The 24,970-nt window shown below is 72.7% G+C and carries 21 protein-coding genes and 2 pseudogenes; 9 read left to right on the forward strand and 14 right to left on the reverse strand.

Going from position 1 to position 24,970, the window contains the following annotated elements; all coding sequences use genetic code 11:
• Positions 1-88: 88 nt before the first annotated feature.
• Together ACH4MY_RS17530 and ACH4MY_RS17535 are read right to left on the reverse strand one after the other, a co-directional pair.
• Positions 89-1,507, reverse strand: a complete 1,419-nt coding sequence (locus ACH4MY_RS17530; protein ID WP_398003894.1) for a uracil-xanthine permease family protein — start codon at positions 1,505-1,507, stop codon at positions 89-91.
• The gene (locus ACH4MY_RS17535; RefSeq protein ID WP_398003896.1) at positions 1,504-2,628 is read right to left on the reverse strand and encodes an arylsulfotransferase family protein; all 1,125 of its coding nucleotides are present in this window, start codon (positions 2,626-2,628) and stop codon (positions 1,504-1,506) included. The genes ACH4MY_RS17530 and ACH4MY_RS17535 overlap by 4 nt, the downstream gene beginning before the upstream one ends.
• Positions 2,629-2,886: 258 nt before the next feature.
• Here ACH4MY_RS17535 and ACH4MY_RS17540 point away from each other — a divergent pair, with 258 nt between their 5' ends.
• Positions 2,887-3,444: a helix-turn-helix domain-containing protein gene (locus ACH4MY_RS17540; protein WP_398003899.1), complete on the forward strand. Its 558-nt coding sequence runs from the start codon at positions 2,887-2,889 to the stop codon at positions 3,442-3,444.
• A 93-nt stretch (positions 3,445-3,537) separates the two neighbouring features.
• On the opposite strand, the gene ACH4MY_RS17545 is transcribed toward ACH4MY_RS17540, so the two are convergent.
• The 4 genes and pseudogenes from ACH4MY_RS17545 to ACH4MY_RS17560 all read right to left on the reverse strand — a co-directional run bounded on the left by ACH4MY_RS17545 (position 3,538) and on the right by ACH4MY_RS17560 (position 7,882).
• Positions 3,538-4,944 (reverse strand): sulfatase, encoded by a 1,407-nt coding sequence (locus ACH4MY_RS17545; RefSeq protein ID WP_398003902.1) that lies wholly within the window; start codon positions 4,942-4,944, stop codon positions 3,538-3,540.
• Positions 4,945-5,171: 227 nt separating this feature from the next.
• The gene (locus ACH4MY_RS17550; RefSeq protein ID WP_398003905.1) at positions 5,172-5,876 is read right to left on the reverse strand and encodes an NAD(P)-dependent oxidoreductase; all 705 of its coding nucleotides are present in this window, start codon (positions 5,874-5,876) and stop codon (positions 5,172-5,174) included.
• An 88-nt stretch (positions 5,877-5,964) separates the two neighbouring features.
• A pseudogene (locus tag ACH4MY_RS17555) lies at positions 5,965-6,774 on the reverse strand (sigma factor-like helix-turn-helix DNA-binding protein); the annotation flags it as partial.
• Positions 6,775-7,042: 268 nt separating this feature from the next.
• Positions 7,043-7,882: a LysR family transcriptional regulator gene (locus ACH4MY_RS17560; RefSeq protein ID WP_398003908.1), complete on the reverse strand. Its 840-nt coding sequence runs from the start codon at positions 7,880-7,882 to the stop codon at positions 7,043-7,045.
• Positions 7,883-7,987: 105 nt separating this feature from the next.
• Here ACH4MY_RS17560 and ACH4MY_RS17565 point away from each other — a divergent pair, with 105 nt between their 5' ends.
• Complete coding sequence (locus ACH4MY_RS17565) at positions 7,988-8,713, forward strand: SDR family NAD(P)-dependent oxidoreductase (RefSeq protein WP_398003911.1); 726 nt, start codon at positions 7,988-7,990, stop codon at positions 8,711-8,713.
• A 217-nt stretch (positions 8,714-8,930) separates the two neighbouring features.
• Positions 8,931-9,083: pseudogene (locus ACH4MY_RS17570) on the forward strand (IS630 family transposase); the annotation flags it as partial.
• Between the two features lie 82 nt (positions 9,084-9,165).
• Here the strand turns inward: ACH4MY_RS17570 and ACH4MY_RS17575 are convergent.
• Together ACH4MY_RS17575 and ACH4MY_RS17580 are read right to left on the reverse strand one after the other, a co-directional pair.
• Positions 9,166-9,930 (reverse strand): maleylpyruvate isomerase family mycothiol-dependent enzyme, encoded by a 765-nt coding sequence (locus ACH4MY_RS17575; RefSeq protein WP_398003914.1) that lies wholly within the window; start codon positions 9,928-9,930, stop codon positions 9,166-9,168.
• 150 nt (positions 9,931-10,080) lie between these two features.
• On the reverse strand, positions 10,081-10,653 hold the full coding sequence (locus ACH4MY_RS17580) for an antibiotic biosynthesis monooxygenase (protein WP_398003917.1): 573 nt from the start codon (positions 10,651-10,653) through the stop codon (positions 10,081-10,083).
• A 225-nt stretch (positions 10,654-10,878) separates the two neighbouring features.
• Between ACH4MY_RS17580 and ACH4MY_RS17585 the strand changes: the two genes are divergently transcribed.
• The 6 genes from ACH4MY_RS17585 to ACH4MY_RS17610 all read left to right on the forward strand — a co-directional run bounded on the left by ACH4MY_RS17585 (position 10,879) and on the right by ACH4MY_RS17610 (position 18,223).
• The gene (locus ACH4MY_RS17585) at positions 10,879-12,084 is read left to right on the forward strand and encodes an aminotransferase class V-fold PLP-dependent enzyme (protein WP_398003919.1); all 1,206 of its coding nucleotides are present in this window, start codon (positions 10,879-10,881) and stop codon (positions 12,082-12,084) included.
• Complete coding sequence (locus ACH4MY_RS17590; RefSeq protein ID WP_398003921.1) at positions 12,069-13,403, forward strand: extracellular solute-binding protein; 1,335 nt, start codon at positions 12,069-12,071, stop codon at positions 13,401-13,403. The genes ACH4MY_RS17585 and ACH4MY_RS17590 overlap by 16 nt, the downstream gene beginning before the upstream one ends.
• Before the next feature lie 2 nt (positions 13,404-13,405).
• Positions 13,406-14,395 (forward strand): carbohydrate ABC transporter permease, encoded by a 990-nt coding sequence (locus tag ACH4MY_RS17595; protein ID WP_398003924.1) that lies wholly within the window; start codon positions 13,406-13,408, stop codon positions 14,393-14,395.
• Positions 14,392-15,207: a carbohydrate ABC transporter permease gene (locus tag ACH4MY_RS17600; protein ID WP_398003927.1), complete on the forward strand. Its 816-nt coding sequence runs from the start codon at positions 14,392-14,394 to the stop codon at positions 15,205-15,207. Before ACH4MY_RS17595 ends, ACH4MY_RS17600 begins: the two co-directional genes overlap by 4 nt.
• A gap of 5 nt (positions 15,208-15,212) precedes the next feature.
• Positions 15,213-17,126, forward strand: a complete 1,914-nt coding sequence (locus ACH4MY_RS17605; protein ID WP_398003929.1) for a glycoside hydrolase family 36 protein — start codon at positions 15,213-15,215, stop codon at positions 17,124-17,126.
• A 68-nt stretch (positions 17,127-17,194) separates the two neighbouring features.
• Complete coding sequence (locus ACH4MY_RS17610; protein ID WP_398003931.1) at positions 17,195-18,223, forward strand: LacI family DNA-binding transcriptional regulator; 1,029 nt, start codon at positions 17,195-17,197, stop codon at positions 18,221-18,223.
• Between the two features lie 82 nt (positions 18,224-18,305).
• Here ACH4MY_RS17610 and ACH4MY_RS17615 read toward each other — a convergent pair whose 3' ends face one another.
• The 6 genes from ACH4MY_RS17615 to ACH4MY_RS17640 all read right to left on the reverse strand — a co-directional run bounded on the left by ACH4MY_RS17615 (position 18,306) and on the right by ACH4MY_RS17640 (position 24,808).
• On the reverse strand, positions 18,306-18,989 hold the full coding sequence (locus ACH4MY_RS17615; RefSeq protein WP_398003933.1) for a GntR family transcriptional regulator: 684 nt from the start codon (positions 18,987-18,989) through the stop codon (positions 18,306-18,308).
• Positions 18,990-19,036: 47 nt separating this feature from the next.
• The gene (locus ACH4MY_RS17620; RefSeq protein WP_398003935.1) at positions 19,037-20,422 is read right to left on the reverse strand and encodes an aldehyde dehydrogenase family protein; all 1,386 of its coding nucleotides are present in this window, start codon (positions 20,420-20,422) and stop codon (positions 19,037-19,039) included.
• A 402-nt stretch (positions 20,423-20,824) separates the two neighbouring features.
• On the reverse strand, positions 20,825-21,733 hold the full coding sequence (locus tag ACH4MY_RS17625) for a dihydrodipicolinate synthase family protein (protein WP_398003937.1): 909 nt from the start codon (positions 21,731-21,733) through the stop codon (positions 20,825-20,827).
• Positions 21,734-21,808: 75 nt separating this feature from the next.
• Positions 21,809-23,227 (reverse strand): NAD(P)/FAD-dependent oxidoreductase, encoded by a 1,419-nt coding sequence (locus tag ACH4MY_RS17630; protein WP_398004618.1) that lies wholly within the window; start codon positions 23,225-23,227, stop codon positions 21,809-21,811.
• 76 nt (positions 23,228-23,303) lie between these two features.
• The gene (locus ACH4MY_RS17635) at positions 23,304-23,618 is read right to left on the reverse strand and encodes a (2Fe-2S)-binding protein (RefSeq protein WP_398003939.1); all 315 of its coding nucleotides are present in this window, start codon (positions 23,616-23,618) and stop codon (positions 23,304-23,306) included.
• A gap of 32 nt (positions 23,619-23,650) precedes the next feature.
• Entirely contained in the window at positions 23,651-24,808 is a 1,158-nt protein-coding gene (locus tag ACH4MY_RS17640; protein WP_398003940.1) for an NAD(P)/FAD-dependent oxidoreductase, read from the reverse strand.
• Between the last annotated feature and the right edge of the window lie 162 nt (positions 24,809-24,970).

Here is a 24,970-nt window from a genome sequence, read left to right on the forward strand (position 1 = left end):
CTCGTACTGGACGTACTCGCACTTTCGCCCGGTGCGGCGAGAGTGCGTGCCAGGCGTCGCGGGGCAGACGGGAATGTGACGACAGACCCTAGGACGGTGGGTCCGTCTTTCTCCCGTCGTCGTCACGTGCGCGGGCGCCGCGGAGGGGCCGTAGGAGCGCGGTGAGGAGCACGGCCGTCAGCGTGCCGGCGACGACGCCACTGCCCAGGATCGTGCGGGCCCAGGCGGGGAACCCGGCGTACAGGTCCGGGCTGAGCAGCGGCAGCAGTCCCGCGGTGAGGGCGAGCGCGGCCGTCAGGCTGCCCGTGCCCGTGCCGGACAGGTCGGCCCGGCGGAGCATCTCGACACCCATCACGGCGATGACGGCGTAGACGACGAGGGACGAGCCGCCGACGACGGCCTCCGGTATGCCGGCCAGGGCGCGCGACACCGGCGTGGCCAGACCGAGACCGACCAGGAGGACTCCCGCCCCGGCCGTCACGAACCGGCTGCGGACTCCGGTGAGCCGGCCGATCCCGATGTTCTCCGCGCTGGTGACCATGAGCGACGTGCCGAACAGTCCGCCCACCATCGAGACGAGGGCGTCGGCGCGGGCGACCCGTGGAACGTCCCGCTCGGGGGCGGGAGTCCGGCCCACGGTCTCGCTGTTGAGCACCGTCTGCCCGGTGATCTCGGCCAGGGTCGTGAGGCTGAACACCAACAGGGGCAGCGCGGCCAGTAGATCGAACCGCGGCGACCCGAACGGCAGGAGGTCCGGCAGGGCGAAGCCGCTGCCGCCCGCCGGGGCGAAGGCCCCGAGGCCGGTCGTCACCGCCACGACCGTGCCGGTCGCCATCCCGATGAGGACGGAGGTCTGGCGCCAGACGCCGCGCAGGAACACGTACGCGGCGACGGTCGCCACCACCGTGAGCGCGGCGAGGAGCACCGCGCGCGGTTCACCGGTGCCGTCCGGACCGGTGATGAGCCGGGCGGCGACCCGGATCATCGCGATCCCGATGAGCAGCACGGTCACGCCCATGACCAGCGGCGGAAAGAGTCGTACGACCCGGGCGTACAGGGGCAGTACGGAAAGCAGCAGGGCGGCTGCCAGGAGGACGGCGCCGGTGGCGGTCGGCGCGCCGTGCTCCTGGGCGATCTGGAGGAACAGCGCGGTCGCGGCGCCGCCGGGCAGCATGACGAACGGCAGGCGGCCGCCGATCCGCCAGACGCCGAGGGACTGGAGCAGGGCGCCCGCGCCGCACAGCAGCAGGACGGCGCTGAGCAGCGAGGCCGTGGCCCCCGGCGGCATCTTCAGGGTTCCCGCGACGAGGAAGACGGTGGAGACCGGCGCGGCGATCATCGCCAGGACGTGCTGGGCCGCCAGCGGCGCGAGTCGCCGGAACGGAACCCGCGCCTCGACCGGCTCGGTGGCCTTGACCGGCTCAGTGGCCGCGGCGGAGGCGTCGGAGCCGGGGACGGTGCCGGAAGCCGGTCCGGTGCCGGAGTCGGTGCCTCGGGTCGGCGTCATGCCGTCGCCTCCAGCCACGGGATCTCGGCCGCGGAGTAACGGTAGGCGCGGAAGACGGCGTTGGGTTCGGACGGGAACAGGCCCCGGACCTCGCTCTCGCCGTATCCGCCGAAGTGGGGGACGACGTACTCCCAGCACAGATAGCCGTCCCTCGTCACCTCGAAGAGCCGCCCGGACGGGGAGTCGGTGACGAGGGTGTTGCCGTTGGGCAGGCGCTGCGCGGAGCCCATGAAGGGCGCGAAGAAGAACTCGCGGGACGGGTCGTGGTACTCCCACGCGATGTCGCCGCCGGCCCGGTCGATCTCGATGACGCGGGAGTAGGGCACGTCGTGTCCGGGCCGGAAGACGCCGTTGTCGAAGACGAGCAGCCGCCCGTCGTCGAGTTCGGTGGGCGCGTGCTGCTGACTGACCGTGCCGGGTCGGCTGCGCCAGAGGATCTCGCCGGTGTCGCGGCTGATGACGACCACGGCCGACACGCTGCGCAGACTGGCGAGGACATTGCCGTCACGGAGGGGCGTGACGCTGTTGATCAGGGGCCAGTGCTCGCGGGCGTACGCCTCGTGGAGCGGGAAGGACTCACGGTCGAGGTGCTCCACGGCGCGCCAGGACCACAGGAGTTCGCCGTCCGGGCCGACCTCCCTGATCGTGCCGGCCCAGACGACACCGTCCGCGGCCTCGGAACCGGGCACCCCGCCTCGTACCGTCGCGGCCTCGGAACCGGTCAGGGGCTCCAGGGCGGTGTAGAGGACGCGGCCGTCGTCGAGATGGTGGGCGTCGTGGTGCTGGAGGGGATCCCGGTGTTCCCGGAGGACGGATCCGTCGGGTGCCGCCCAGAGCATGACGCCACCCCGGTACTTGTGCCACATGGGGAAGAGGGCCTTCTCGCCCGGGAGTACGCCGTTGTAGGCGAGGGTTCCGTCGGCGAGCAGCCGGGCGTGGCGGCCCGGCCGGTAGGGAAGGTCCCAGCGGTGGACGGTACGGCCGTGGATGTCGACGAGGTAGACCTCGCCCGTGCCGGTGAGCGGCGCGTAGAGGGTGTAGCCGTCGTACACGGCCGTGTCGTCGCAGGCGATGAGGCCGGTGGGGCGCCGGCGGCGTGAGTTCTGGTCGATCAGGGGCATGGCGAACTCCAGTGGTCAGGGGCAGGTCGTCGGTGATCAGCCGTCGGTCGTCAGCCGTCGGTCGTCACGTGCCGCTCATCAATCGTCAAAGTTTCTTTGATGAGAGCAATCGACTTTGACGTTAGGGTCGTTGTGTGACGGGCGTGTGTCGGCAGTACGAAACCGTCTCCGAGTTCCCGGCACGGGCCGCGTAAGGTGCCGTCAGGCGCGGTCGACCTGGGAGAACGGCGCCGCCGGGTGGAGAAGGACGGAACATCCATGGAGGCCGTGAACACACCGCGGGTGGGTGCCGCCGTCCGCCGACGGCGACGGGCGCTCGATCTGACGCTCGCCGACATGGCCGAACGCAGCGGGCTCTCCTCCCCGTTCCTCAGCCAGATCGAGAACGACCGGGCGCGCCCCAGCATGCGGTCCCTGCAACGCATCGCGGACGCGCTCGGCACGACCGCGGTTTCGCTGCTCGCGGCCTCGGACGAGACCCGCACGGTCGACGTGGTGCGCGCCGGTGACGACAGCGGCCTCGACCAGGAGGGGGCACGCGTCCGGCCGGTGGTGCGCGGCCGCCATCAGCTGCACGCCCTGGAGTTCGTCGGCGAGCACGAGGCGGACCGCGAGTTCCGGCACCGCAACGACGAGTTGATGTACGTGGCGGACGGCGCGGCCGAGGTGGAGGCCGACGGCCGGATCCACCGGCTGGCGCGCGGGGACACCCTGCTGCTCTCCGGAGGCGTCCGGCACCGCTGGCGCACCACCGAGCCGGGCTCGCGGGTCCTGGTGGTCGCGATCGGCGACCACGTGGAGGTGCTGGGGTCCTGACGGGGAGGGGCGGGGCCCTGGGGTGGAACGGGGACGGCCGGGCTCTCGTGCGTCCTCGCACGGGAGCCCGGCCGACAGTGACCGTACCGGCGGTCAGGACACGCGGTCGGCGGCGAGCCGGGCCGCCAGGGCGGGAATGCCGAGGGCCTGCTCCTGGGCGGGAGTGGCCTGGTACAGCTTGTTGGTCAGCTGGTGCGGGTCGTTCGCCAGGTCGTAGTACTCGCGGAACTTCACCTGGCCGGTGCCGGAGACCGTTCCGTTCCCGTCGGTCGTCAGGTCGTAGTACTCCGTGTACTGCTTGTCCTTGGCGACGTACGAGGACCAGGTCGGCGCCCCGCCGGCGCCGGTGCCCTGCTTCCACCACTCCACCAGCAGGTGGTCACGGCTGTGGGAGGAGAGCAGGGACGTACCGTCCTGCGGAGCGCTCGGTGTGATGCCCGCCGCGTCGAGGATGGTCGGCGCGATGTCGATGTTCGCGACGATGCGGTCGTCGACGGTCCCCGCACCCAGCCCGGCCGCCGGCCAGGACAGGAGGAACGGCACCTCGTGCGCCTGCCGGTAGGGCACCGACTTGGCGGTCCAGCCGTGGTCGCCCCAGCCGAAGCCGTTGTCGCCGATGTAGATGACCAGGGTGTTGTCGAGCTGGCCCAGGTCCTGGAGCCTGTCCTTGAAGGCCTGGACCGCGTCGTCGACGGAGAGCAGCGTGCGCAGCTGCTCGGCGCGGATCCGCCGGCCGTCGGCGAGGGTGCCGGTGGCGTTCTTGATGTAGGCCGGCTTGTCGCTGCGGTCGTCCTCGGGGACGGAGGGCCGGCCGTTCCACACGGGCACGGCGGTGTCGGCGTACTTCGGCTCGGGGGTGCGGGGGCCGTGGGAGGCGTACGGGGTGACGTACGCGAACCAGGGGCGGGGGTCGTCGGCGGCCTTGTCGATGAACTTCAGGGTGCGGTTCTTGATGATGGTGGTGGTGGTGTAGCCGTTGATCGTCTGGACCGTGCCGTCGACGTTCCGCTGCCGGTCGACGAATCCCGGCTGGAGGAGGGCGAACTCCTCGAAGTGCGGCGGGTCGTCCGCCAGCGTCCAGGAGTTGAGGTACTTGCCGAACAGACCGGTGCGATAGCCCGCCCGCTTGAGGTACCGCTGGACGGTGGTGCTCTGATCGAGCTCGTACGAGGCCTTGTTGTTGCGCACGCCGTGGTTGTGGGCGTGCCGGCCGGAGAACACGCTGGAGCGCGAGGGCGAGCACAGCGGGGTGGTGACGTGGCCGTTGGTGAACCGTACGCCCTGCTCGGCGAGCCAGTCGACGGTCTTGGGCAGGGCCCACTCGGTCTGCTTGGGCTGGTCGTCGGTGACGATCAGCAGGATGTTCGGGCGGGCGGCGGCAGCGGCGGGGCCGGCCCCGGCGATCTGGGCGAGGCCGGGTACCGCGGTGGCGGCGGCGACGGCGGCGGCTCCGCCGAGGAATCCGCGGCGGCTCACCGGTGGGCGTCGGTTCTCACTCATGGTGTGCGTTCCTCCTGGGTGCGTCGGCGTACGGAGGCATGCCGGGCGGGCGGCTTCGAGCCGCCGGCCGGGCTGCGGGAGAAAGAAGGCGTGCGGCGGGACCCGGGCGATGCCACCGGGCCGACTCCGGGTCGGCCGTGGGCTCGTGATGTGTCCGCGCGAGCAGCACCTCGCCCAGGGGCTTCACCCAGTGCGGTGCGTAGTGGCAGCGGCGGGTTGTCCGTGGGTCAGGCGGGACCCTTGCCGTTCAGCGCTTCGTCGCGGATCCATCGAAGCAGGGTGGGGTTCTCGGCGGTGGTGACCACGCTGACGGTGGAACGGACGTGGCGGGAGTCGTCCAGCAATCCGAGCAGGGCGGCGGCCAAGTCCACGCGGGCGGTGAACCTGCCGTCGGCATGGCCCTCGACGACGGTGTGGTCGGTGACCGACGGCAGGTGGTAGAGACCGCTCGGGCGCACGATCGTCCAGGCCAGGCCACTGGCCCTCACCAGCGCCTCCATCCGCCGCATGTCGTCGTACAGCGTTCTGCCGAGCACCCGCGTCACGTAGGGCAGGAGGACTCGGTTGAACAGGAAGCCGCCATCGGAGTAGGTGTGCGGCTCGACCCCGCTCGAACTGACCACTGCGAGTCGGTGGACGCCATGCCTGTTCATCGCCTCGACGATGGCGGAGGTTCCGCGGGAGGACGTGCTGATCGCCTCCTTCCCTGCGGGCACCCCGAGCGTCGACAGCACCGCATCCCTCCCCGCCACGGCGGCGTCGACAGCCGCGGCGTCGAGGACGTCGGCACCGACCACCTCGAGCCGCTCATGGCGCAGCGGGAAGGTGGCGGGCCGCCGGGTGACCGCCGAGACGTGATGCCCGGCGGAGAGTGCCTGGCCGGTGAGGAGACGGCCGGTCTGACCGTTGGCCCCGAAGACGGTGATGTGCATGAGGGTTGATGTTTCCTTCCGTTACGGCGTTGAGTGAACGGCGGGAAAGCGACGCGGAGCGGGCGGAGCGCGCTCGGCGCGCTTTCGATCAGCCGGTGTTCGGCATGGCCTGCTCCACTGCGCGCAGGACCGCCCAGGCATCCGCCACGGGGCCCAGGTGTCCGAGCTTGTCGGGGTTGCTCACCGTGCGGATCGTCTGGATCCGTCCGTCGCGGAAGTCGAGCGTCCAGGTGTTGACGACCTTCCCGTCCCGGTCGCGGAAGATCGCGCCGGGCTGGCCGTTCACCTGGCGGGGTTCCACGACGCCACCGATCCGGACGAACGGCGGGACGGAGGTGGCGAGCACCTGGACCACGCGCTCGGCGCCGTAGAACCCGCCGGCCCACTGCGGGGCTCTGCCACCGCTGTCCGCGACCAACTGCACATCACTGGCGAGCAGTTCCCGCAGCGCGTCGACGTCACCTTGGGCGAAGGCGTCGAAGAACCGCGTCGCGAGTCTCCGGCGTTCGCGGCGGTCGGCCTCGAACCGCGGTCGGCCCTCGGTCATGTGGCGACGCGCTCTGACCGCCAGCTGGCGGCATGCCGCCTCCGAGCGTCCGACCGCGATGGCGATCTCCGGAAAGCCGAAGTCGAAGACCTCGCGGAGCACGAACACCGCGCGTTCGAGCGGGGTGAGCCGTTCCAGCAGCAACAGCGCTGCCGTCGACGCCGAGTCGGCCAGCTCGGCCGCGCGCTCGGGGTCCTGGTAGGGGTCCGTCAGCAGCGGCTCGGGAAACCACGGTCCGACGTACTCCTCGCGCCGGACGCGGGCGGAATTCAGCACGTTGACCGAGATCCGGGTGACCACGGTCGCCAGATAGGCCTTGACGGAGTCGGGTGAGGTCGCCGAGGCCTCGTATCAGTGCCTGTCTTCACCTTCTGGACAAGACAGCTCGGCGTTCTGTGACATGCGCCCGAGATCTGCGTGCGGGCATGTCCCCGAGGCCGGCTCGCGGGCATGTCCCGAGGTCTGCTCGTGGGGCCTGTGGATCAGACAGATCTCGGCCGTCCGGCTGACGTCGATTCCGGGGGCCGCTTCGGCAGACCACGCATGGCCACCGTTGCCGCACGGGGAGGCACACGCCGCAACGAGGCCGAGCGAACGCCCCACCCGCTCTTGCCGTTGACTAGAGGCGTGTCGCGGTGCGGACGAGGTCGGCGACGGCTTTGGACCGGCTGTGTGGTGGCCAGGCGATGACGGTCGTGACAGCCGGTGCGTCCGGCACCGGCACCGTCGCATGATCGTCGCGCAGGTGGGCTCGGAGGGACTCGGGCACGACCGCGCAGGCCCGCCCGAGCGCGATCAGCTGGAACAGCTGGGTGTGGTCGCGTACCTGCGGGCCGGGTCCGTCCTGACAGCCCCCGCCCCGCCGGGGCCAGCGCGGCAGGGGCAGGTCCGTCAGGGTGGTGACCTCGGCCATCGACATATGGGGGCGATGGGCCGAAGGGTGCCCCGCGGGCAGGACCAGGACCTGCTGTTCGGTGTGCAGGTCCTCGGTGTCGAGTCCGGCCGTCGTGTCGAAGGGCCGCTGGAGCAGAGCGACGTCGGCACGCCCGTCGCGCAGCAGCCATTCCTGCTCGCCGGGCCCGCACAGCATCACCTCGACGGCGACCGCGCCGGGCTCGGCGGCATAGGCGTCCAGCAGCTTCGACAACAGTTCGCTGGAGGCACCGGCTTTCGTGGCCAGCACCACACCGGGCGATTCTGCAGCCGCACGGCGGGTGCGGCGCTCGGCGGCCTCGACCGCGTCGAGTGCGGCCCGGGCCTCCCGCAGAAGCACCGACCCGGCCTCGGTCAGGGCGACCGCGCGAGCGGTGCGGTGCAACAACACGACTCCGAGCCGCCGCTCGAGCTGCTGGATCGCCCGCGACAGCGGTGGTTGCGCCATGACGAGCCGCTGGGCCGCCCGCCCGAAGTGCAACTCCTCCGCGACGGCGACGAAGTACCGTAGCTCCCGCGTCTCCACCGCGTCATCGTATCCGGCGCTCACCACGACCGATATCCGTGCGGTATCGCCACCCACCCAGTCGGTCTTGGACGTACCACCCGAGTCCGCACCACGCTTGCCGACATGAGTGAACAGACGATCGCGCTGGTGACCGGTGCGAACAAAGGAATCGGATACGAGATCGCGGCGGGCCTGGGCGCCCTCGGCTGGCGAATCGGCGTGGGCGCGCGGGACCGACAGCGCCGCGACGCGGCGGTGGAGAAACTGCGCGCAGCGGGGACCGACGCGTTCGGCGTTCCGCTCGACGTGGCGGACGACGCGAGTGTGGCCGCCGCGGCCGAGCGGATCGCCGAACGCGCCGGAGGGCTCGACGTCCTGGTCAACAACGCCGCGATCACCGGCGGTATGCCGCAGACGCCCACCACGGTCGATCCCGCGACCGTACGACTCGTCGTGGAAACCAACGTGATCGGGGTCATCCGCGTCACCAACGCGATGCTGCCCATGCTGCGCGGCTCGGCATCGCCGCGGATCGTGAACATGTCCAGCAGCGTCGGCTCGCTCACCCTGCAGACCACTCCCGGCATCGACATGGGCCCGGTTCCCGCCGCGTACTTGGCGTCCAAGACCTTCCTCAACGCCGTCACCGTCCAGTACGCCAAGGAACTGAGCGACACCGACATCCTGATCAACTCGGGCTGTCCCGGCTTCACCGCCACCGACCTCAACGGCTTCCAGGGCGTCCGGACTCCCCACCAGGGCGCGGCGATCGCGATTCACCTCGCGACCCTGCCCGCCGACGGACCGACCGGCGGATTCTTCGACGACAGTGGAGCAGTGTCCTGGTGACGGGCTCACCCGTCCCTGGGGCGACGCGTTTCAGAAGTTGATCAGGAAGCTCGGCGATCGTCCTTGCTCACAAAGCGGATGAAGTCCAGCTCAATCCGAAGGTGAGATCGAACCGGCGGCGCAGCGTTACGACCCGCCAAGGAGCACCTGTTCACGTTCGCCACCCGCCGACTTCTCGAACGTCAGGTCGTTCAAGCTGTCCACCGAAGTCCGGGACCGGTCCCAGCCGGTGCTGCCGGTGCTGCCGGGCGTCCCGGAACGGACGAGCCACGACTACGCGCGTGCGGGCACCAGCACGCTGTTCGCTGCCCTGGACGCGGCCACCGGCAGGGTCATCGGGTCGCTCCACCGGCGCCACCGCACGGCAGAGCGCCCCTGCATCTGGACCAAGACCGCCGACCAGATCCTTGATCCCTCGCCGCATACTGCCGACGGATCAAGGACTCAGGACATCAGCCCCAGTTCTGCAGCCGCTGGAGCAGCCCGGCGTCGCCCTCCATCCGCACCGCGTCGGCCGGGACGCGCATGTACATCAGCAGGGCCAGCTCGCTCGCCGTGCCGTGGAGAGCTGCGGTGGGCTTGCTGTCGGCGGCCTCCGCCGGGGTGAGGCGGGTGAAGCGGGAGCCGGCGGCGTCCACCGTCTGGCGCCAGGAGCGGCCCTCGGCCGTGTGGTAGTCCATGGTGGCGGGCTCCCCCGGCCACGGAGTCGTGACGGTGCAGACGGTGGCGAGGAACTCCTCGGCGGCGTCGAGCGCCTCGGTCGTCGGCAACTCCTGCGGGGCGCCGGAGGCCAGCTGGGCGTCGTAGGTGTGAATCATCGACTCCGGGACGCGGCGGCGGGCCCCGGCGGCCACCGTGTGCGGCGAGGCCAGCGGCTCCCACCAGGCCCAGCAGGCCCGGTCCGGGCCGGCCTCGCGCAGGGCGGCCAGCAGCTGCTCCGTCGAGTCGGCCAGCCAGGCCACCAGGGCCTCGCGCTCCCTGGGCGCCGCCAGCCCGTCCTTGGTGGGCCGCTCGTCGCCCGGCGCGGTGTTCAGCGCGATCTGGGCCCAGAAGCGGTCCCCCTCGCTGAGGTGGTTCGCCAGGTCGTACAGCTTCCACCCCGGGCAGGACGGGACGTCGGCGTCGAGGCTCGGGGCGGCGGTGATCGCGGCGCGGAACGCGGCGGACCGCTCGTCGATCATCTGCAGCAGGGTGCGGAAGTCGAGATTCTCAGTCACTCGGGATCTTGTATCACCCGGCCGGATGCTCACGCACCCGATTAAGTCACGCCCCTGGTGTCCCGAGTCCTTGATCCGACAGCACCAGCTCGGCCGGCTTCGACCAGACGTCCCGTGCATTGATCGACGACGGATCAAGGGCTCAGGACACTAGGGGGTGAGCCAGGCTCGCAGGAGTCGGCTCACCGCCGGCATCGCCACGTATGTCATCAGCACGTTGAAGACACCGGCCACGACCGCGCTGCTGAGCGGGAGGGGGAGCGTGGTCAGGTGCGGGACGAGGAAGAGGCTGCCGAGCACGGAGATCGGATAGATCGCCAGGGTCGCGCTGATCGCCATCTTCCATCGGGGCGGCGCGGGCCGCGTCGAGCCCGGCTTGGCGAACCACGTCTCCATGCCCGTGAGTTCACGCCGGGCGACCTCGGTGTGGTGGTGGCCCCGGCAGTCGGCGAACCACGCCGCCCGCTCGGGCGACTCCTGCCACGCCCGGCATGCCTCCGCGTCCCGGAAACGGTGGACGAGGAACCACGGAGCGTCTCCGCCCGACGAGCGGAAGAGGCCGTAGCCCAGGTGGCCGGGGAAGGCGGCCGCGCTGTCGAGGATGCCCTTCGCCCACCGTTCGAACGCGGCCTCGTGGCCGGGCTCCACCCGGCGGGCTATCAGCAGGGTCACCTCGCCGGCGTCGGCGGGGACGGTGGCATGTTCAAGGCTGACCGCGGTCACAGGTACTCCTCGTGATCACGCCGCGCCCGCGCACACTCTACGCGCCACTCGGCACTCCGCCCGAAGGGCCGTTCGAAGGCCGGCCGCTCGAAAGGCCGCTCGCCACGTCGCCCAAAAGTCGGCAGGGACCTCCGTCCAACCTCTTGCCGGGGTGTCCTCCTCTCTCTAATGTGAACCTTCAAATCCCACTGACAGCACATAGTTGGCCTCTTTGAGGGACTGAATTTGAACGCTCAAACTACCGGCCCACCCGAGACGGCCGCCCCCTCGGCTCCCGGGCCGGGCTATCTCGACCACGCCAGGATCGGACCGCTCTCCCGGCCCGCCGCCGACGCGCTGGCCGCCGCGACCGCGCTGGCCGGCCGGGCCGATCCCGCCGACATCGACCGGCTCTTCGCCCTCGGCGACGCCGCCCGGAGCTCCGCGGCGCGGCTCCTCGACGCCCGGCCCCACGAGATCGCCCTCGCCCCGTCCACCAGCAACGGCCTGTTCACCGTGGCCGCGGCGCTCCAGGGTCCCGGCACCGTCCTCGTGCCGCGCGGGGAGTTCCCCGCCAACGTCTATCCCTGGCTCCGCTTCGCCGGCCGCGGCGGCCCGGACGTCCGCCTCGTCGCCCCCGACGGGCAGCGCCACATCACCCCCGACCTGCTGCGCCGCCATCTCACTCCCGACGTCACCGCCCTCACCGTCAGCGCCGTCGACTCGATCACCGGCCACCTGGCCCCGCTCGCCGCCCTCAAGGAGGTCCTCGGGTCCGACCGGCTGCTGATCGTCGACGCCATCCAGGGGCTCGGAGCCGTACCGCTCGAAGCCGACGCCGCCGACGTCCTCGTCAGCGGCGGCCAGAAGTGGCTACGGGCAGGCTGGGGCGCCGCCTTGATGCTGATCCGCGACCGGTGCGGCGAGCGGCTGGTTCCCGGGCTCGGCGGCTGGGCAGGCGTCACGGAGCCCTTCGCCGTACGGCATCCGGCGCCGTCGCTGCCCGGGGCGGCCGCCCACCTCGCCACCAACCCGGACTTCCCGGCCGCCGCGGCCCTCGGCGCGGCCGTCGACGACCTGCTCGCCCGGGGCGGCCCGGCCGCCGTCGGGGCCCGGATCCGGGCCACACTCGCCGAACTCCTCGACCGGGCGCGGCAGTCGGGCGCCGAGATCCTCTCGGACGGTCTCGGCCCCCAGGAGCGCGCCGGAATCGGCACCCTCCGCCTGCCGGGTCACGACCCCGGCGTCGTTCACCGCGCCCTTGCAACAGCCGGGGTGATCACCACTCGTCGGGACGAGTGGATCCGGCTCTCCCCTCACGCCTCCACGCCCGCCGCCGCCGCGGACCTCTTCACGGAGGCCCTGCGCACGCTCACCCACCGCACGGCACGCACCCGCAGCGGCACCCCCACCCGTACCACCCTCCAGGAGCCGACATGTCCCACCAGCTGACCCGCCGCCAGATGCTGCACCTCGCCACCGCCTCCGCCGCCGGGCTCGGCCTCGCCGCCTGCGGCGCCGGCGGATCGGGTGGCGACGACGCCGGCGCCGACGGCGACAGCGGCAAGATCACGGTCTGGAGCTGGACCACCGCGGCCGAGGCCCTGCGCGGGGTCGTCCCCTCCTTCGAGCGGGACAACCCCGGGATCGAGGTCGACGTCCAGGACGTGGGGAACCCCGCCATCTGGGACAAGATCACCGTCGGTCTCGCCTCGGGCGGCAAGGGCATCGCCGATGTCCTGCACATCGGCGTCGACTATCTGCCCGGCTACCTGGAGAAGTTCCCCGAGGGCTTCGCCGACCTGTCCGGACTCGGCGCCGACGAACACAAGGACGCCTTCGTCGAGGGCCTGTGGCCGACCGTCATGGGCAAGGACAGAGCCGCCCACGCCCTTCCATGGGAGGTCAACCCGCTCGGGCTGTTCTACCGGCACGACTACTTCGAGAAGGCCGGTGTCGACCCCGCCTCCGTCACCAGCTGGGACGACCTCATCGCCGCGGGGCCGAAGATCCGTGCCGCCACCGGCGCCCAGCTGCTCGGGCTGGACAAGCCGGGCACCACACAGGACATGGACTTCTTCCAGAACCTGATGCAGCTCCAGGGGGCCTTCTACTTCGACGCCGAGGGCAGGGTCACGCTCGCCTCCCCGCAGGCCGTGCGGGCCCTCACCGTCATCAAGCGGCTCAACGACGGCGGTCTGCTCGCCGACACCGCCGGCCAGGGCACCTGGAAGCGTCTCGTCGGCCAGGGCAAGCTCGCCACGGCCCCGTATCCCGCCTGGGCCATCGAGTACCTGGCCACCAAGTTCCCCGCGCAGAGCGGCAAGTGGCGCGTCATGCAGCCGCCCGCCGCCGTCCCCGGCGGAGGACGCAGTGCCGTCGTCAACTCCACCTATCTGACCGTCTCGGCCACCAGCAAGCGCCGCAAGGCCGCCTGGCGCTTCATCGAGTACGCACTGACCAGGCCCGCCGAGATCAACCGGATGTTCGCGTCCGGCGGCGTCTTCCCCGCCCTCAAGAAGGCGTACGCCGACCCGAAGTTCAGCGCGCCCCACCCCTTCTACGGGGGCCAGCAGGTCCTGCGGTCGTTCGTGGCCTCGCTCGACTCCGGATCGGGCGCGACCAATTTCACCGGTGACTACAGCCGCGCCCTGAAGCTCGCCAGTGACGCCCAGAGCCAGGTGCTGCTCAAGGGCACCGACCCGGCCGAGGCCCTGAAGGCCGCGGCCGAGCAGCTCGCCCGGCAGACCGGTCGGCAGCAGGCGGCCTGACCATGTCCCTCGCCCCGTCCGAACGCGTCCCCGCCACGGCGACCGGTGCCCGCACCGGCGCGCCGGCCGGTCGCGGCGGCCGCCGCCGCCCCGGAAGTGCCCGCCCCGGCCGCACCCGCCCGGGCCGACGCCGGCTCCTGACCCGCGGCTCCGTCCCGTACCTGCTGATCATGCCCGCCGTCCTGGGCTTCGCGGTCTTCAAGGCGTACCCCGTCGCCGCCTCGTTCTGGATCAGCCTCACCACCGGAAACGGCGATGCCCGGACGTTCTCCGGACTCGCCAACTACCGCCGCCTCCTGGACGATCCGCTGTTCTGGACCGCGTTGGAGAACACCGCGCTCATCCTGGTCGTCCAGGTGCCGCTGATGCTCGGCCTCGCCCTGCTCGTCGCCCTCGGGCTCAACTCCACCAAGGTCCGGCTGCGCCCGCTGTGGCGGCTCGGCGTCTTCATCCCCTCGCTGACCGGCCTGGTCGCCGCGGGCGTCATGTTCTCCGTCATCCTCAACCACGACGCGGGACTGCTGAACTGGGTCCTCTCCCTGTTCGGCATCGACCGGGTGAACTGGCTCGGCAGCCCCTTCTGGGCCCGCGTCGGCGTCGTCCTCGTCATCACCTGGCACTACACCGGCTACAACGCCGTGATGTACCTCGCCGGCCTCCAGGGCATCCCCAAGGAGCTGTACGAGGCCGCGATGGTCGACGGCGCCGGTCCCGTCCGCCGCTTCCTCTCCATCACCCTCCCCCAGCTCCGGCCGATCCTCCTGCTCACGGTGGTGCTCTCGACCATCGGCACGCTGCAGCTCTTCGACGAGCCGTACGTCCTCACCGGCGGCGGCCCCGACAACTCCACCCTCACGGTCACCATGTACCTCTACGACAACGGCTTCAAGTACTTCGACTTCGGCTACGCCTCGGCCCTCGCCTACGCGCTCGCGCTGATCGTGTCGGTCCTCGGCATCCTGCAGGTCCGCCTGATGGGAGAGCGCCGATGAAGTTCCGCGGCCCCCTGCTGACCCTGCTGCTCGCGGGCGCCTTCGGGCTCTGCGTCGGACCGTTCTGGTGGCTCGCCATGGCCGCCACCCAGGACGACAAGGACGTGTTCTCCTGGCCTCCGAAGCTGCTGCCCGGCGGCCATCTCATGGAGAACCTCCAAGGACTCCAGGAGTCCGTCGGCCTGACCCGCGTCCTCTTCAACACCCTCGTGGTGGCGGGCCTCCAGACCGTCGGCGCGGTCGTCGTCTCGGTCCTCGCCGGCTACGCCTTCGCCAAGTTCGACTTCCGGGGGCGCGATCTCTTCTTCGTCCTGCTCCTCAGCACCCTGGTCGTCCCCGACGCGGTGATGCTGATCCCGATCTTCCAGATGATGATGGACCTGGGTCTGATCGACTCGTACGAGTCCGTCGTCCTGCCCGGCCTGGTCACCCCCTTCGGCATCTTCCTCATGCGGCAGGCGCTGCGGTCGATGCCCGACGAACTCCTCGACGCGGCCCGCGTCGACGGCGCCGGCGAACTGCGCGTGCTGTGGCGGATCGTGATCCCGGTCAACCGGCCGATCATCGCGGCGCTCGCGCTGTTCGTCTTCCTCGGCGGCTGGAACCAGTTCGTCTGGCCACTGATCGCGATGCGCAGCCCGGAGATGTACACGCTGCCCGTGGCCACCGCCACCCTCCAGGGTCTGTCGACCACCAACTACGCGCAGGTCCTGCTCGCCGGCGCGATCGCCGCCATCCCCGTGATGGCCCTCTTCCTCGTCCTGCAACGCCAGTTCATCTCCGGTCTGCTGGCCGGGGCCACCAAGGAGTGACCACCGTGACCACCGCACCGCGGAGCACCGCCCCACAGAGCGCCGCTCAGCAGGATGCCGACCCGCGGCAGCCCGTCCCGGCCTGGCGGCCAAGCGCGCCGGCCGGGGACACCTCCGGCACCGTCGTCCACCGGCGGCTCGCCACGGGCCTGTGCCACTCCACCGGAGAACCGCTCACCGTCCACCTCACCGGGCTCGGCGGCGACCGGTGGGAGACCGGCGTCGCCCGGGTCGAGGACGGCGTGGTCCTGATCGAGACCGCGGCGGCGGAGGCCGTCACCCTCCGCGCCGAATGGCGCGTCCCCTGCGCCGGGGCCACCGCCTACTGGACCCCGGACACCAACGCCTCCCGCTGGCTGCCACCGTCCTGGATCGCCCCCCGTACGGTCTCGCTCGCTCTGGGAGCCCCCGTCGCCAGCCTGGTCGGCGCCCACGACCGTGCCCTGTGCACCGCCGCCGCCGGAGAGACCGCCGCGCCCGTGCGGGTGGGCGCCGGTGTCGTGGAGGAGAGCGGGGAGTTCGCGTTCACCGTCGAGCAGGACCTCACCCCGGACGGGCCGCCGATGCGGCTGCGGATCGACCTGAGCGGGCGTCACTTCGCGACCACGCTGCGGGCCGTCACCGCCTGGTGGTCCGAGGGCGTCGACCACCCCGGTGTCGCCCCGGCCGCGCGGATGCCCGCCTACTCCACCTGGTACAGCCTCCATCAGAACGTCGACGCCGACGCCGTCGAGCGGCAGGCCGCCGCGGCCGCCGCCCTCGGCTGCGGGAGCGTCATCGTCGACGACGGCTGGCAGACCGCCGACCGCACCCGCGGCTACGGCCACTGCGGCGACTGGGAGCCCAACCCGACGGCCTTCCCCGACCTCGGGTCCCATGTCGCCGAGGTCCATCGGCTGGGCCTCTCCTACCTCCTCTGGTACGCGCTGCCGTTCATCGGCCGGTCCAACGACGCCTGGGACCGCTTCAAGGGCATGGTCCTGCGCGAGGAGCCCCATCTGGAGGCGGCCGTCCTCGACCCCCGCCACCCCGAGGTCCGCGCCTATCTGATCGACAAGGTCTCCCGCGCCGTCGAGGAGTGGGGCATGGACGGGGTGAAGCTCGACTTCATCGACCGTTTCGCCGTCGCCGATCCGCCGCCCGCGCCGGCCGGCGCCGACCGCGCCACCGTCCACGAGGGCCTGCTCCAGCTCCTCTCCGAACTCGACGCCCGCCTCCGCCGCAGCCGGCCGGACGTGATCGTCGAACACCGTCAGCCGTACGTCGGCCCGGGCCTCTGGCCGTACGCCACGATGGTCCGCGCCACGGACTGCCCGCTCAGCCCCGCCGAGAACCGCCAGCGCATCGTCGACTGCCGGCTCACCGCGGGACCGCTCGCCGTCCACGCCGACATGATCATGTGGAACTCCGCGGAGACCCCCGAGTCCGTGGCCGTCCACCTCGTCAACGCCCTGTTCTCGGTGCCGCAGATCTCCGTCGACCTCACCACGCAGACCCCCGACCAGCTCGCCACCCTCCGCTTCTGGCTCGATGTCTTCCGCCGTCACGCCGACGTGCTCCAGTGCGGCGACCTGGAGCCCGCCCGCCCCGAACTCGGCTACCCCCTGGTCAGCGCGAGCGACGACCGCACCACCGTGGTGGCGCGCTACGCGCCGCTGCCGGTCGCCCTTCCGGAGCGGGACGGCACGGACGGCACGGACGGGAGGGACGGCACGGACGGCCCCTGGACCCTGCTCGTCGCCAACGCGGACCGCGACCCCGCGGTGCTCCTGATGGCCGCCCGGCGGGAACGGGCCCTCGCCCGCGTCCAGGACTGCCGTGGTGAGATCCTGTCCGAGACCGTGCTCGACCTCGTCCCGGGGGTGAACCCGGTGACGGTGCCGACCGGCGGGCTGCTCACCCTGACCCGAGGCCACTGAACGACGAGGGGGCCGGGGACGGCCGTCCGCCGTCCCCAGCCCCTCCGACCACCGCCCCCAGAGGAACGATGACCGCTCGACAGGTGACCATCGAGGACGTCGCACGAGCGGCGGGCGTCTCCCGCCAGACCGTCTCGAACGCCCTCAACGCCCCCCACCGGCTGCGCGCCACCACCCTCGCCCGGGTCACCGCCGCCATCGACGAACTCGGCTACCAGCCCGACCAGTCCGCCCGCAGTCTGCGCACCGGCACCCGCAAGGTCATCGGCTATCCCGCCCCCGTCGACAACCCCGCCGACCCCAACCCGCTGATGGGCGGTTTCCTCCAGGCACTGGTGAGCGCAGCCGACGCCGTCGGCCACCGCGTCCTGCTGTTCCGCTGCGACCCCCAGCAGGGTGCGGCGGCGGTCGCCAAGTCCTTCCAGGGGCTGATCGCGGCCCGCCAGGTCGACGGGTTCGTCCTCTCCGACGTGGTGCACGACGACCCCCGTGTCGACGTGCTCGCCGAGGCCGGCTTCCCGTTCGCCGCCTTCGGCCGCACCGCCTCCGGCCGGCCGCAGAACTGGGTGGACATCGACTCGGCCGCCGCCACCGCCGCCGTGGTCGGCCTCCTGCTGGAGCAGGGCCATCGCCGGATCTGTTACGTGAACTCCGCGGCCTCGCTGCCCTGGCTCGCCGACCGCCGGGCCGGCCTGCTGCAGTCCGCGTCCGCGGCACCCGACGGCGCCTTCGAGGTCGGCGTCCCCGACGACGACCCGGCCGCGCTCTCCGAGGCCGTACGGCGTCTGCTCGTCGGACCGGACCGGCCGACGGCCCTGGTCTGCGCGAACGACTGGCTCGCGCTGACCGCCTACCAGGCGGTCCGCGCGGCGGGCCTCACCGTCGGTGCCGACGTCGCGATCGCCGGCTTTAACGACATGCCGCTCTGCACCCTGCTCCAGCCGGCTCTCACCAGCGTCCGGCTGCCTCTGTCCGGCATCGCCCACGCCCTCGTCACCCGGCTGATCACCGCCGTCGAGAACCCCGCGGCGACCCCCACGAGCGGGCTGCTGCTCCCGGCGGAGCCGGTCGTACGAGGGAGCACACCGGGTCGGTAGTCGTGCTCCGCACGGACACCGGCTCGGTAGCCGTGCTCAGCACGGGCACCGGCTCGGTAGCCGTACTCAGCGCGGACAGGAACTACCTGCCCTCGGCGGGGCCGTCGCTCCTGGCCCACAGGGAGCGGACGTGGCCCAGGTGCCGGGTCATACAGGCCTCCGCGCCCTCGGCGTCCCCGGCGAGCATCAGGTCGAGGAGCTCCAGGTGCTCCTCGGCCGACGGGATGAGGTCGCCCTTCTCGTCGAGGGCGGTGAGACCGTACAGGCGCGAGCGCTTGCGCAGATCGCCGACGGTCTCGACCAGGCGGTCGTTCCCCGCCAGGCCGAGGAGGGTGAGGTGGAAGAGCCGGTCGGCCTCCAGATAGCCGATGAGGTCGTGCTCGCGGGCGGCGCGAACGATCTCCAGCGCCACCGGCCGCAACGCCTCCAGGTCCTCGTGGGAGGCGGTCCGGGTGACGCGGCCGACCGTCGGGATCTCGATGAGCGCGCGGATCTCGGTGAACTGGTCGAGGTCGCGTTCGTCGACCTCGGTGACCCGGAACCCCTTGTTGCGGACGGGCTCGACCAGCCCCTCACGGGCCAGGTCGAGCATCGCCTCGCGCACGGGGGTGGCGGAGATCCCGAAGTCCTCGGCCAGGGTGGGGGCCGAGTACACCACGCCGGGCCGCAGCTCGCCGGAGATCAGGGCGGCGCGCAGGGCATGGGCGACCTGGTCGCGCAGCCGCTCGCGGGAAGCGTTGAGGTCGCGTCGGGTCAGGTGCCCCATGGCGGTGGTGATCCCTTCGGTTCGTTCTGCGTCACCACCGTACGATGTCACGTCGCGGCGCCCGAGGGCGCCAGTGTGTACGTCCGGGAGGACGTGTAGAACTCCAGGGCCGCCCTGCCCTGCTCGCGCGGGCCGTGGCCGGACTGCTTGGCCCCGCCGAACGGCAGGTGGAAGTCGACGCCGGTGGACGGGGCGTTGATCCGGATCATCCCGGTGTCGACGAGGTCGAGTCCGTACAGGGCAGAGTCGAGGTCGGCCGTGTGGACCGAGGTGACGAGGCCGTACGGCACGGAGTTGGTGATCCGTACCGCGTGGGCGAGGTCGTCGGCGGGGAGCAGGGCGGCGACGGGGCCGAAGACCTCCTCGTTGAGCAGCCGGTGCCCCGGCGGGACCTTCTCCACCAGGGTCGGGGCCGCGTACCAGCCGGGTGCCGCCGGTACGGTGGCGCCGGCGAGGGCGGAGAGCCCCTGCCAGGACTCGGCGACCCGCTCACGCGCGCTCTCGTGGACGAGCGGCCCGCACACCGTGTCCGGATCGGCCGGGTCACCGACCCGGACCGCCCGGAAGGCCTCGGAGAGGGCTTCGCGCAGGGGGTCGAGTGCGGCGCCGACCGCGACGATCCTGCTGGTGGCGGTGCACTTCTGGCCCGCGAACCCGGCCACGGCGGCGGCGATGTCGGCGGCCGCCCGCCCGATGTTCGCGTCGGGCAGGACGACGGCCGCGTTCAGGCCGCCCATCTCGGCCTGTGCGGGGACGCCCCGGGCCGTCGCCGCGCGGACGACGGCCCGGCCCACGGGGGTGGAGCCGGTGAAGGAGACGACATCGGCGGCGGAGACGAGGGCGTTGCCCTCGGTGGGGCCGCCCGGCAGGACGGCGAACACCTTCTCCGGCAGGGCCGCTCGGACGATCTCGGCGAGCCGCAGGGCGCACGCGGTGGCTTCGGGGGCGGGCTTGAGGACGACCGCGTTGCCGGCCGCGAGTGCCGGGGCGGCCTTCCAGCTCGGGATGGCGAAGGGGAAGTTCCAGGGTGTGACGAGCCCGGCCACGCCGTGGGGGCGGCGCCGGGTCAGGAGCAGGCCCGGACCCGCGGCGGTCTCGTGGACGGCGCCGGTGGGTTCGAAGGGCGCCTGGGCGTAGTAGCGCCAGATGGCGACGGTGCGCGCGACCTCGGCCCTGGCCTCGGCGAGGGGCTTGCCGACCTCGCGTACGGCGAGGGCGGCGAGCTCGTCGGCCGCGGTCTCCAGTGCGGTGGCGACGGTGCCGAGTGCGGCTGAGCGGGCGGCGGCCCCGGCGCGCAGCCAGCCGGGCTGGGCGGCCCGGGCCCGTTCGACGGCGTCGGCGGCCGCGAAGGCGCCCGGGGTGCGGAAACGTACGAGCACGTCGGCCGGGTCGGCCGGGTTGCGCGAGACGAGGGTGGAGACGTCGGTGGTCACAGGAGGAGGCCTCCGGGGAAGGGGTGGTCCGGGTCGGGGAAGTACGGGGCGGTGCCGGTGATCCGGGCACGGCCGGTGACGCTCGGGACGGCGGCGGGCACTCCGCCGGCCTCGGTCCCGGCGGTGGCCGGCCGGTGAACCGGGCGCCGATGAGGGGGTCGTGTGTCGCGGGTGCGCGGCATGGGAGCCGGAGCCGGGTGCGGTGGCGGGGTGTGCGGCGTGTGCGGCGTGGGAGCCGTGCAGGGCGGGCAGGTGGCCGGGTCCGCGGCGTCGGAGGAGCCGGGAGCCGGTCGCCGGGCCGCGGCGTCGGAGCCGGGGTGCGGGCCGGTGGCCGGGTGCGACCCGGCGACCGGCGGTGGCCCCGGCGGTGGCCCCGGCGGTGGTCCCGGCGCGCTGGTCCCGTCAGTGGTGGCCGTCGGCGAGGGACTTCTCCGTGGCGGTCCGTACGGCCGTCTCGGTCGCACCGGTGAGCGGGAGGCGCGGGGGCCGGGTGGGGCCGCCGCGGCGGCCGGCGATGTCCATGGACAGCTTGATGCACTGGACGAACTCGACCTTGGAGTCCCAGCGCAGCAGCGAGTGCAGCGAGGAGTAGAGCGGCCGGGCGGCGGCCAGGTCGCCGGCCACGGCGGACCGGTACAGCTCGGCGCAGCTCGTGGGGAGGGCGTTGGGGTAGCCGGCGATCCAGCCGACCGCGCCGGCCGTGGCCAGTTCCAGGAGGACGTCGTCGGCGCCGATCAACAGGTCGAGCTCCGGGGCGAGTTCGGCGATCTCGTAGGCCCTGCGGACGTCGCCGCTGAACTCCTTCACCGCGACGACGGAGCCGTCGGCGTGCAGCTTCGCCAGCAGGCTCGGGACGAGGTCGACCTTGGTGTCGATGGGGTTGTTGTACGCGACGACGGGGATGCCGACCCCGGCCACCTCCGCGTAGTGGGCGAGGACGGAGCGCTCGTCCGCGCGGTAGGCGTTGGGCGGCAGGAGCAGGACGGAGCCGCAGCCGGCCTCGGCGGCCTGCTCGGCCCAGCGGCGGGACTCGGCGCTGCCGTAGGCGGCGACGCCCGGCATGACCCGCGCGCCGTCGCCCGCGGCCGCGACGGCGGTACGGACGACCCGGGCGCGCTCGTCGGCGGTGAGGGTCTGGTATTCGCCGAGGGAGCCGTTCGGGACGACGCCGTCGCAGCCGTTGGCGATCAGCCAGGCGACGTGCTCGGCGTAGGCGTCGTAGTCGACGGAGAGGTCTTCGCGGAAGGGCAGGGTGGTGGCGACCATGATGCCGCGCCAGGGACGGTCGGTGGTCCAGGAGGTGGCGTTCATCGCGACAGCCTTTCTGTAATGTGTGACATTTTATTGGGGTTCGAGGGAGGGCCCGCGAGGCACTCCTCCGGGCTTCTACGCCGGCGGCCCGGCGGACGGGTCCGCGGGACCGTCGAGCGCCGCCAGTGTCGACAGCGGGACGGGGACGGCGAGCGGGCGGCGCTCGGGGGTCGGTTCGGGGGTGCCTCCACCGGCGGCGAGACACGCGACGGCCGTCCCGCACATCCGCCCCTGGCACCACCCCATGCCGGCCCGGGTGAGGAGTTTGACGGTCCGGGCGTCGCGCGCGCCGAACTCGGCGGCCGCCTCGCGGACCCGGCCCGCCGGGACCTCCTCGCAGCGGCACACGTCCGTGTCGTCGGTCAGCCAGGCGGACCAGCCGGGGCCGGGGGCGTGCGCGGCGGACATCACGTCGGCGAAGGCGCGCATACGGTCCCGGCGCCGCCGGAGCGCGGCCGTCACACCGGCTCCCGCGGGGCGGCCGAGGAGCCGTGCGGCGACGGCCCGGCCCGCCAGCTCCCCCTCGGTGCGGGCGAGTTCGGCGCCGCCGACGCCTCCGGTCTCGCCCGCGGCCCACAGGCCGGGCACCGAGCTCTCCTGGAGGTCGTCGAGGGCCAGCCCCAGGGTGCCGTCGGGCAGCGCGCGGGTGGCGCAGCCGACCGCCGTGGCCAGTTCGATCTGGGGGACGAGGCCGTGGCCCACGGCGAGGGCGTCGCACGCGATCCGGCGGCCCGTCCCCGGCACGGATCGCCACGCGCGGTCCAGGCGGGTGACCGTGACGGCCTCAACCCGGTCGGTGCCGTGCACCTCGGTCACCGCGCTGCGGGGCCGAACGGGCACCCGGTGACGAGCCAGCGCGGCCGCGTGGACGAGGGCCTCGACCGCCTTGTGCGGGTTGCTGACGAGCGCCCGGGGGCTGCGGGCGTACCGCAGGTATCCGGCCGCCTCGACCACCGCGGGCACCTGTGCGCCGGCCGAGGCGAGCGACGAGGCGACGGCGAGCAGCAGCGGCCCGCTGCCGGCCACGACGACCCGCCGGCCGGGCAGGACGAGTCCGGACTTGAGCATGGCCTGGGCTCCCCCGGCGCCCACGACGCCCGGCAGGGTCCAGCCGGGAAAGGGCAGTTGGCGCTCGTAGGCACCGGTGGCGAGGAGCAGGGCCCGGGCCCGGATCCGGACGGGCGCGTCGGCGTTGCCGTCGGGGCCGGTGAGGGCGTGCGCCGCCCAGATGTCGTCGGGCTCCTTGACGAGGGACCACACGTGGTGCCCGGCCAGGTGGTCGACGCGGCTCTCCGCCAGACGCCGGCGCAGGTCGGTGAAGGCGGACCAGTCGTGGTGGAGGGCCTCGGGCCGCACGGCGCCCAGGGCGGTGGCGGGATGCCGGTAGAACTGTCCACCGGACTGCGGCGACGAGTCCAGCAGGGCTACGGAGAGGCCGAGTTCGGAGGCGGTGACGGCGCCGGCGAGCCCGGCGGAGCCGGCTCCGACGACCATGAGGTCGTACGGCGGGGCGGAGCGTCCACCGGCGTCCGCCCCGGGGGGCGCGACGGTCCCGTCCGTGTCCTGTGGTTCAGACGCCGAGGCGGTCATGGCCGTGCCCTTCCTGGGTGGTGATCGTGTCGCCGGGGCGGGCCGGGACGAGACAGGCCCTGCGGTTGGGCTCTCCGTTGACGGTGGCGAGGCAGTCGTAGCACTGGCCGATCCCGCAGAACGCGCCGCGCGGCCGGCCTCCGTCCCGGGTGGTGCGCCAGGCCAGGATGCCCGCACCCCACAGGGCGGCGGCGAGGGTCTGGCCGGGCAGGGCGGAGACGCGCCGACCGTCGAAGGTGATGTCGAACGGCGGATCGGGCTCTGCCCCGACCAGGTCGATGGGGGTGCGGGCCACGGGCCCTCCTCTCGTGACGATGGACGCGCGTCTCAGGATGCGGTGGAGTCGAAGCGCTCGGGTCGGAACGGGTGGAGGTCGAGCGGGGGTTCGCCGCCGGTCATACAGGCCGCGAGGATCTGTCCGGTCACCGGCGCGAGCCCGATTCCGGCGCCCTCGTGTCCGCAGGCGTGCAGCAGTCCGGGGACGCGCGGGTCGGGCCCGACGGCCGGCAGATGGTCGGGCAGATAGGGGCGGAAGCCGAGGTAGGTGCGGATCGCCCGCACGGTGCCGAGGACGGGGAACAGGGAGGTGGCCCCGGCCGCGAGGCGGCGCAGGACCTCCGTGGAGAGCGTCCGGTCGAAGCCGACGCGCTCGCGGCTGGCGCCGACGAGGACGGGTCCGGCGGGGGTGCCCTCGACGACGGCGGAGGTCTGGAGCGCGGCGGAGCCGCTGGCCACGTCGGCCACGTAGTCGGCGGCGTACACCTTGTGGCGGACGACGCGCGGCAGGGGTTCGGTGACGAGGACGAAGCCGCGGCGGGGCAGGACGGGGAGGTGGACCCCGGCGAGGCCGGCGACGGCGCCGCCCCAGGTGCCTGCGGCGTTGACCACGTACGGGGCGTGGAATTCGCGGGTGGCTGTCCGCACGCCGCGGACGGCTCCGCCCGCGCCGGTGAGGAGGCCGATGACCTCCTCGCCCGGCGCGAGTCGGACCCGGTCGCCGGCGGCGTGGAGCAGCCGCGCGGCGGCGTGGGCGGGCATCACCTGGGCGTCCTGGGGGTAGTGGAATCCGCCGGTGAGGCCCGGTGCGAGGTGGGGCTCCAGGTCGTGGAGCCGGTCACCGGGCACCTCGTGTGCGACGACGCCCTCCTTCTCCTGTCCGGCGGCGAACTCGCGCAGGGCGTGGAGCCCCGTCTCGCCGGAGGCGACGACGAGGCCACCCTTGGCCTCGTACTCGACGGCGGGCGGGAGCCTGTCGGCGAGTTCGGTCCACAGCGTGGTGGAGAGGAGGGCGAGCCGGAGTTCGGGGCCGGGCTCCTTGTCGGAGACCAGGAGGTTGCCCTCGCCCGCTCCGGTCGTGCCGCCCGCGACGTACCCGCGGTCGACGACGGTGACGGAGAGGCCGGCGAGGGCCGCGTAGTAGGCGCAGGCGGCGCCGACGACGCCGGCGCCGATGACGATGACGTCCGAGGTTTCTCTCGTGGGCACGGCAGTAATATTTCACATTGCACCACCTCTGCCAAGGTCCCCACCGAAGCCGTCCGGACACGGATGGATAACGGCGGCCTCGACACCTTGTCAGTGCAATTTCACATTACTATGTTACCGGTCACATTCCAGCTGCCCACGGCTGTCCGACTGCTCCCCCGG

Source organism: Streptomyces sp. NPDC017246, from assembly GCF_044331325.1.
Taxonomy (GTDB): domain Bacteria; phylum Actinomycetota; class Actinomycetes; order Streptomycetales; family Streptomycetaceae; genus Streptomyces.

Bases quoted from the DNA above. Each gene is read 5' to 3' on its own strand.
- ACH4MY_RS17545 (WP_398003902.1), bottom strand. From the start codon at position 4,944: ATGAGTGAGAACCGACGCCCACCGGTGAGCCGCCGCGGATTCCTCGGC.
- ACH4MY_RS17590 (WP_398003921.1), top strand. From the start codon at position 12,069: ATGTCCCACCAGCTGACCCGCCGCCAGATGCTGCACCTCGCCACCGCC.
- ACH4MY_RS17530 (WP_398003894.1), bottom strand. From the start codon at position 1,507: ATGACGCCGACCCGAGGCACCGACTCCGGCACCGGACCGGCTTCCGGC.
- ACH4MY_RS17600 (WP_398003927.1), top strand. From the start codon at position 14,392: ATGAAGTTCCGCGGCCCCCTGCTGACCCTGCTGCTCGCGGGCGCCTTC.
- ACH4MY_RS17630 (WP_398004618.1), bottom strand. From the start codon at position 23,227: ATGGTCGTCGGAGCCGGCTCCGCCGGGCTCGCCGGCGCCGTCACCGCC.
- ACH4MY_RS17565 (WP_398003911.1), top strand. From the start codon at position 7,988: ATGAGTGAACAGACGATCGCGCTGGTGACCGGTGCGAACAAAGGAATC.
- ACH4MY_RS17550 (WP_398003905.1), bottom strand. From the start codon at position 5,876: ATGCACATCACCGTCTTCGGGGCCAACGGTCAGACCGGCCGTCTCCTC.
- ACH4MY_RS17535 (WP_398003896.1), bottom strand. From the start codon at position 2,628: ATGCCCCTGATCGACCAGAACTCACGCCGCCGGCGCCCCACCGGCCTC.
- ACH4MY_RS17615 (WP_398003933.1), bottom strand. From the start codon at position 18,989: ATGGGGCACCTGACCCGACGCGACCTCAACGCTTCCCGCGAGCGGCTG.
- ACH4MY_RS17625 (WP_398003937.1), bottom strand. From the start codon at position 21,733: ATGAACGCCACCTCCTGGACCACCGACCGTCCCTGGCGCGGCATCATG.
- ACH4MY_RS17610 (WP_398003931.1), top strand. From the start codon at position 17,195: ATGACCGCTCGACAGGTGACCATCGAGGACGTCGCACGAGCGGCGGGC.
- ACH4MY_RS17595 (WP_398003924.1), top strand. From the start codon at position 13,406: ATGTCCCTCGCCCCGTCCGAACGCGTCCCCGCCACGGCGACCGGTGCC.
- ACH4MY_RS17540 (WP_398003899.1), top strand. From the start codon at position 2,887: ATGGAGGCCGTGAACACACCGCGGGTGGGTGCCGCCGTCCGCCGACGG.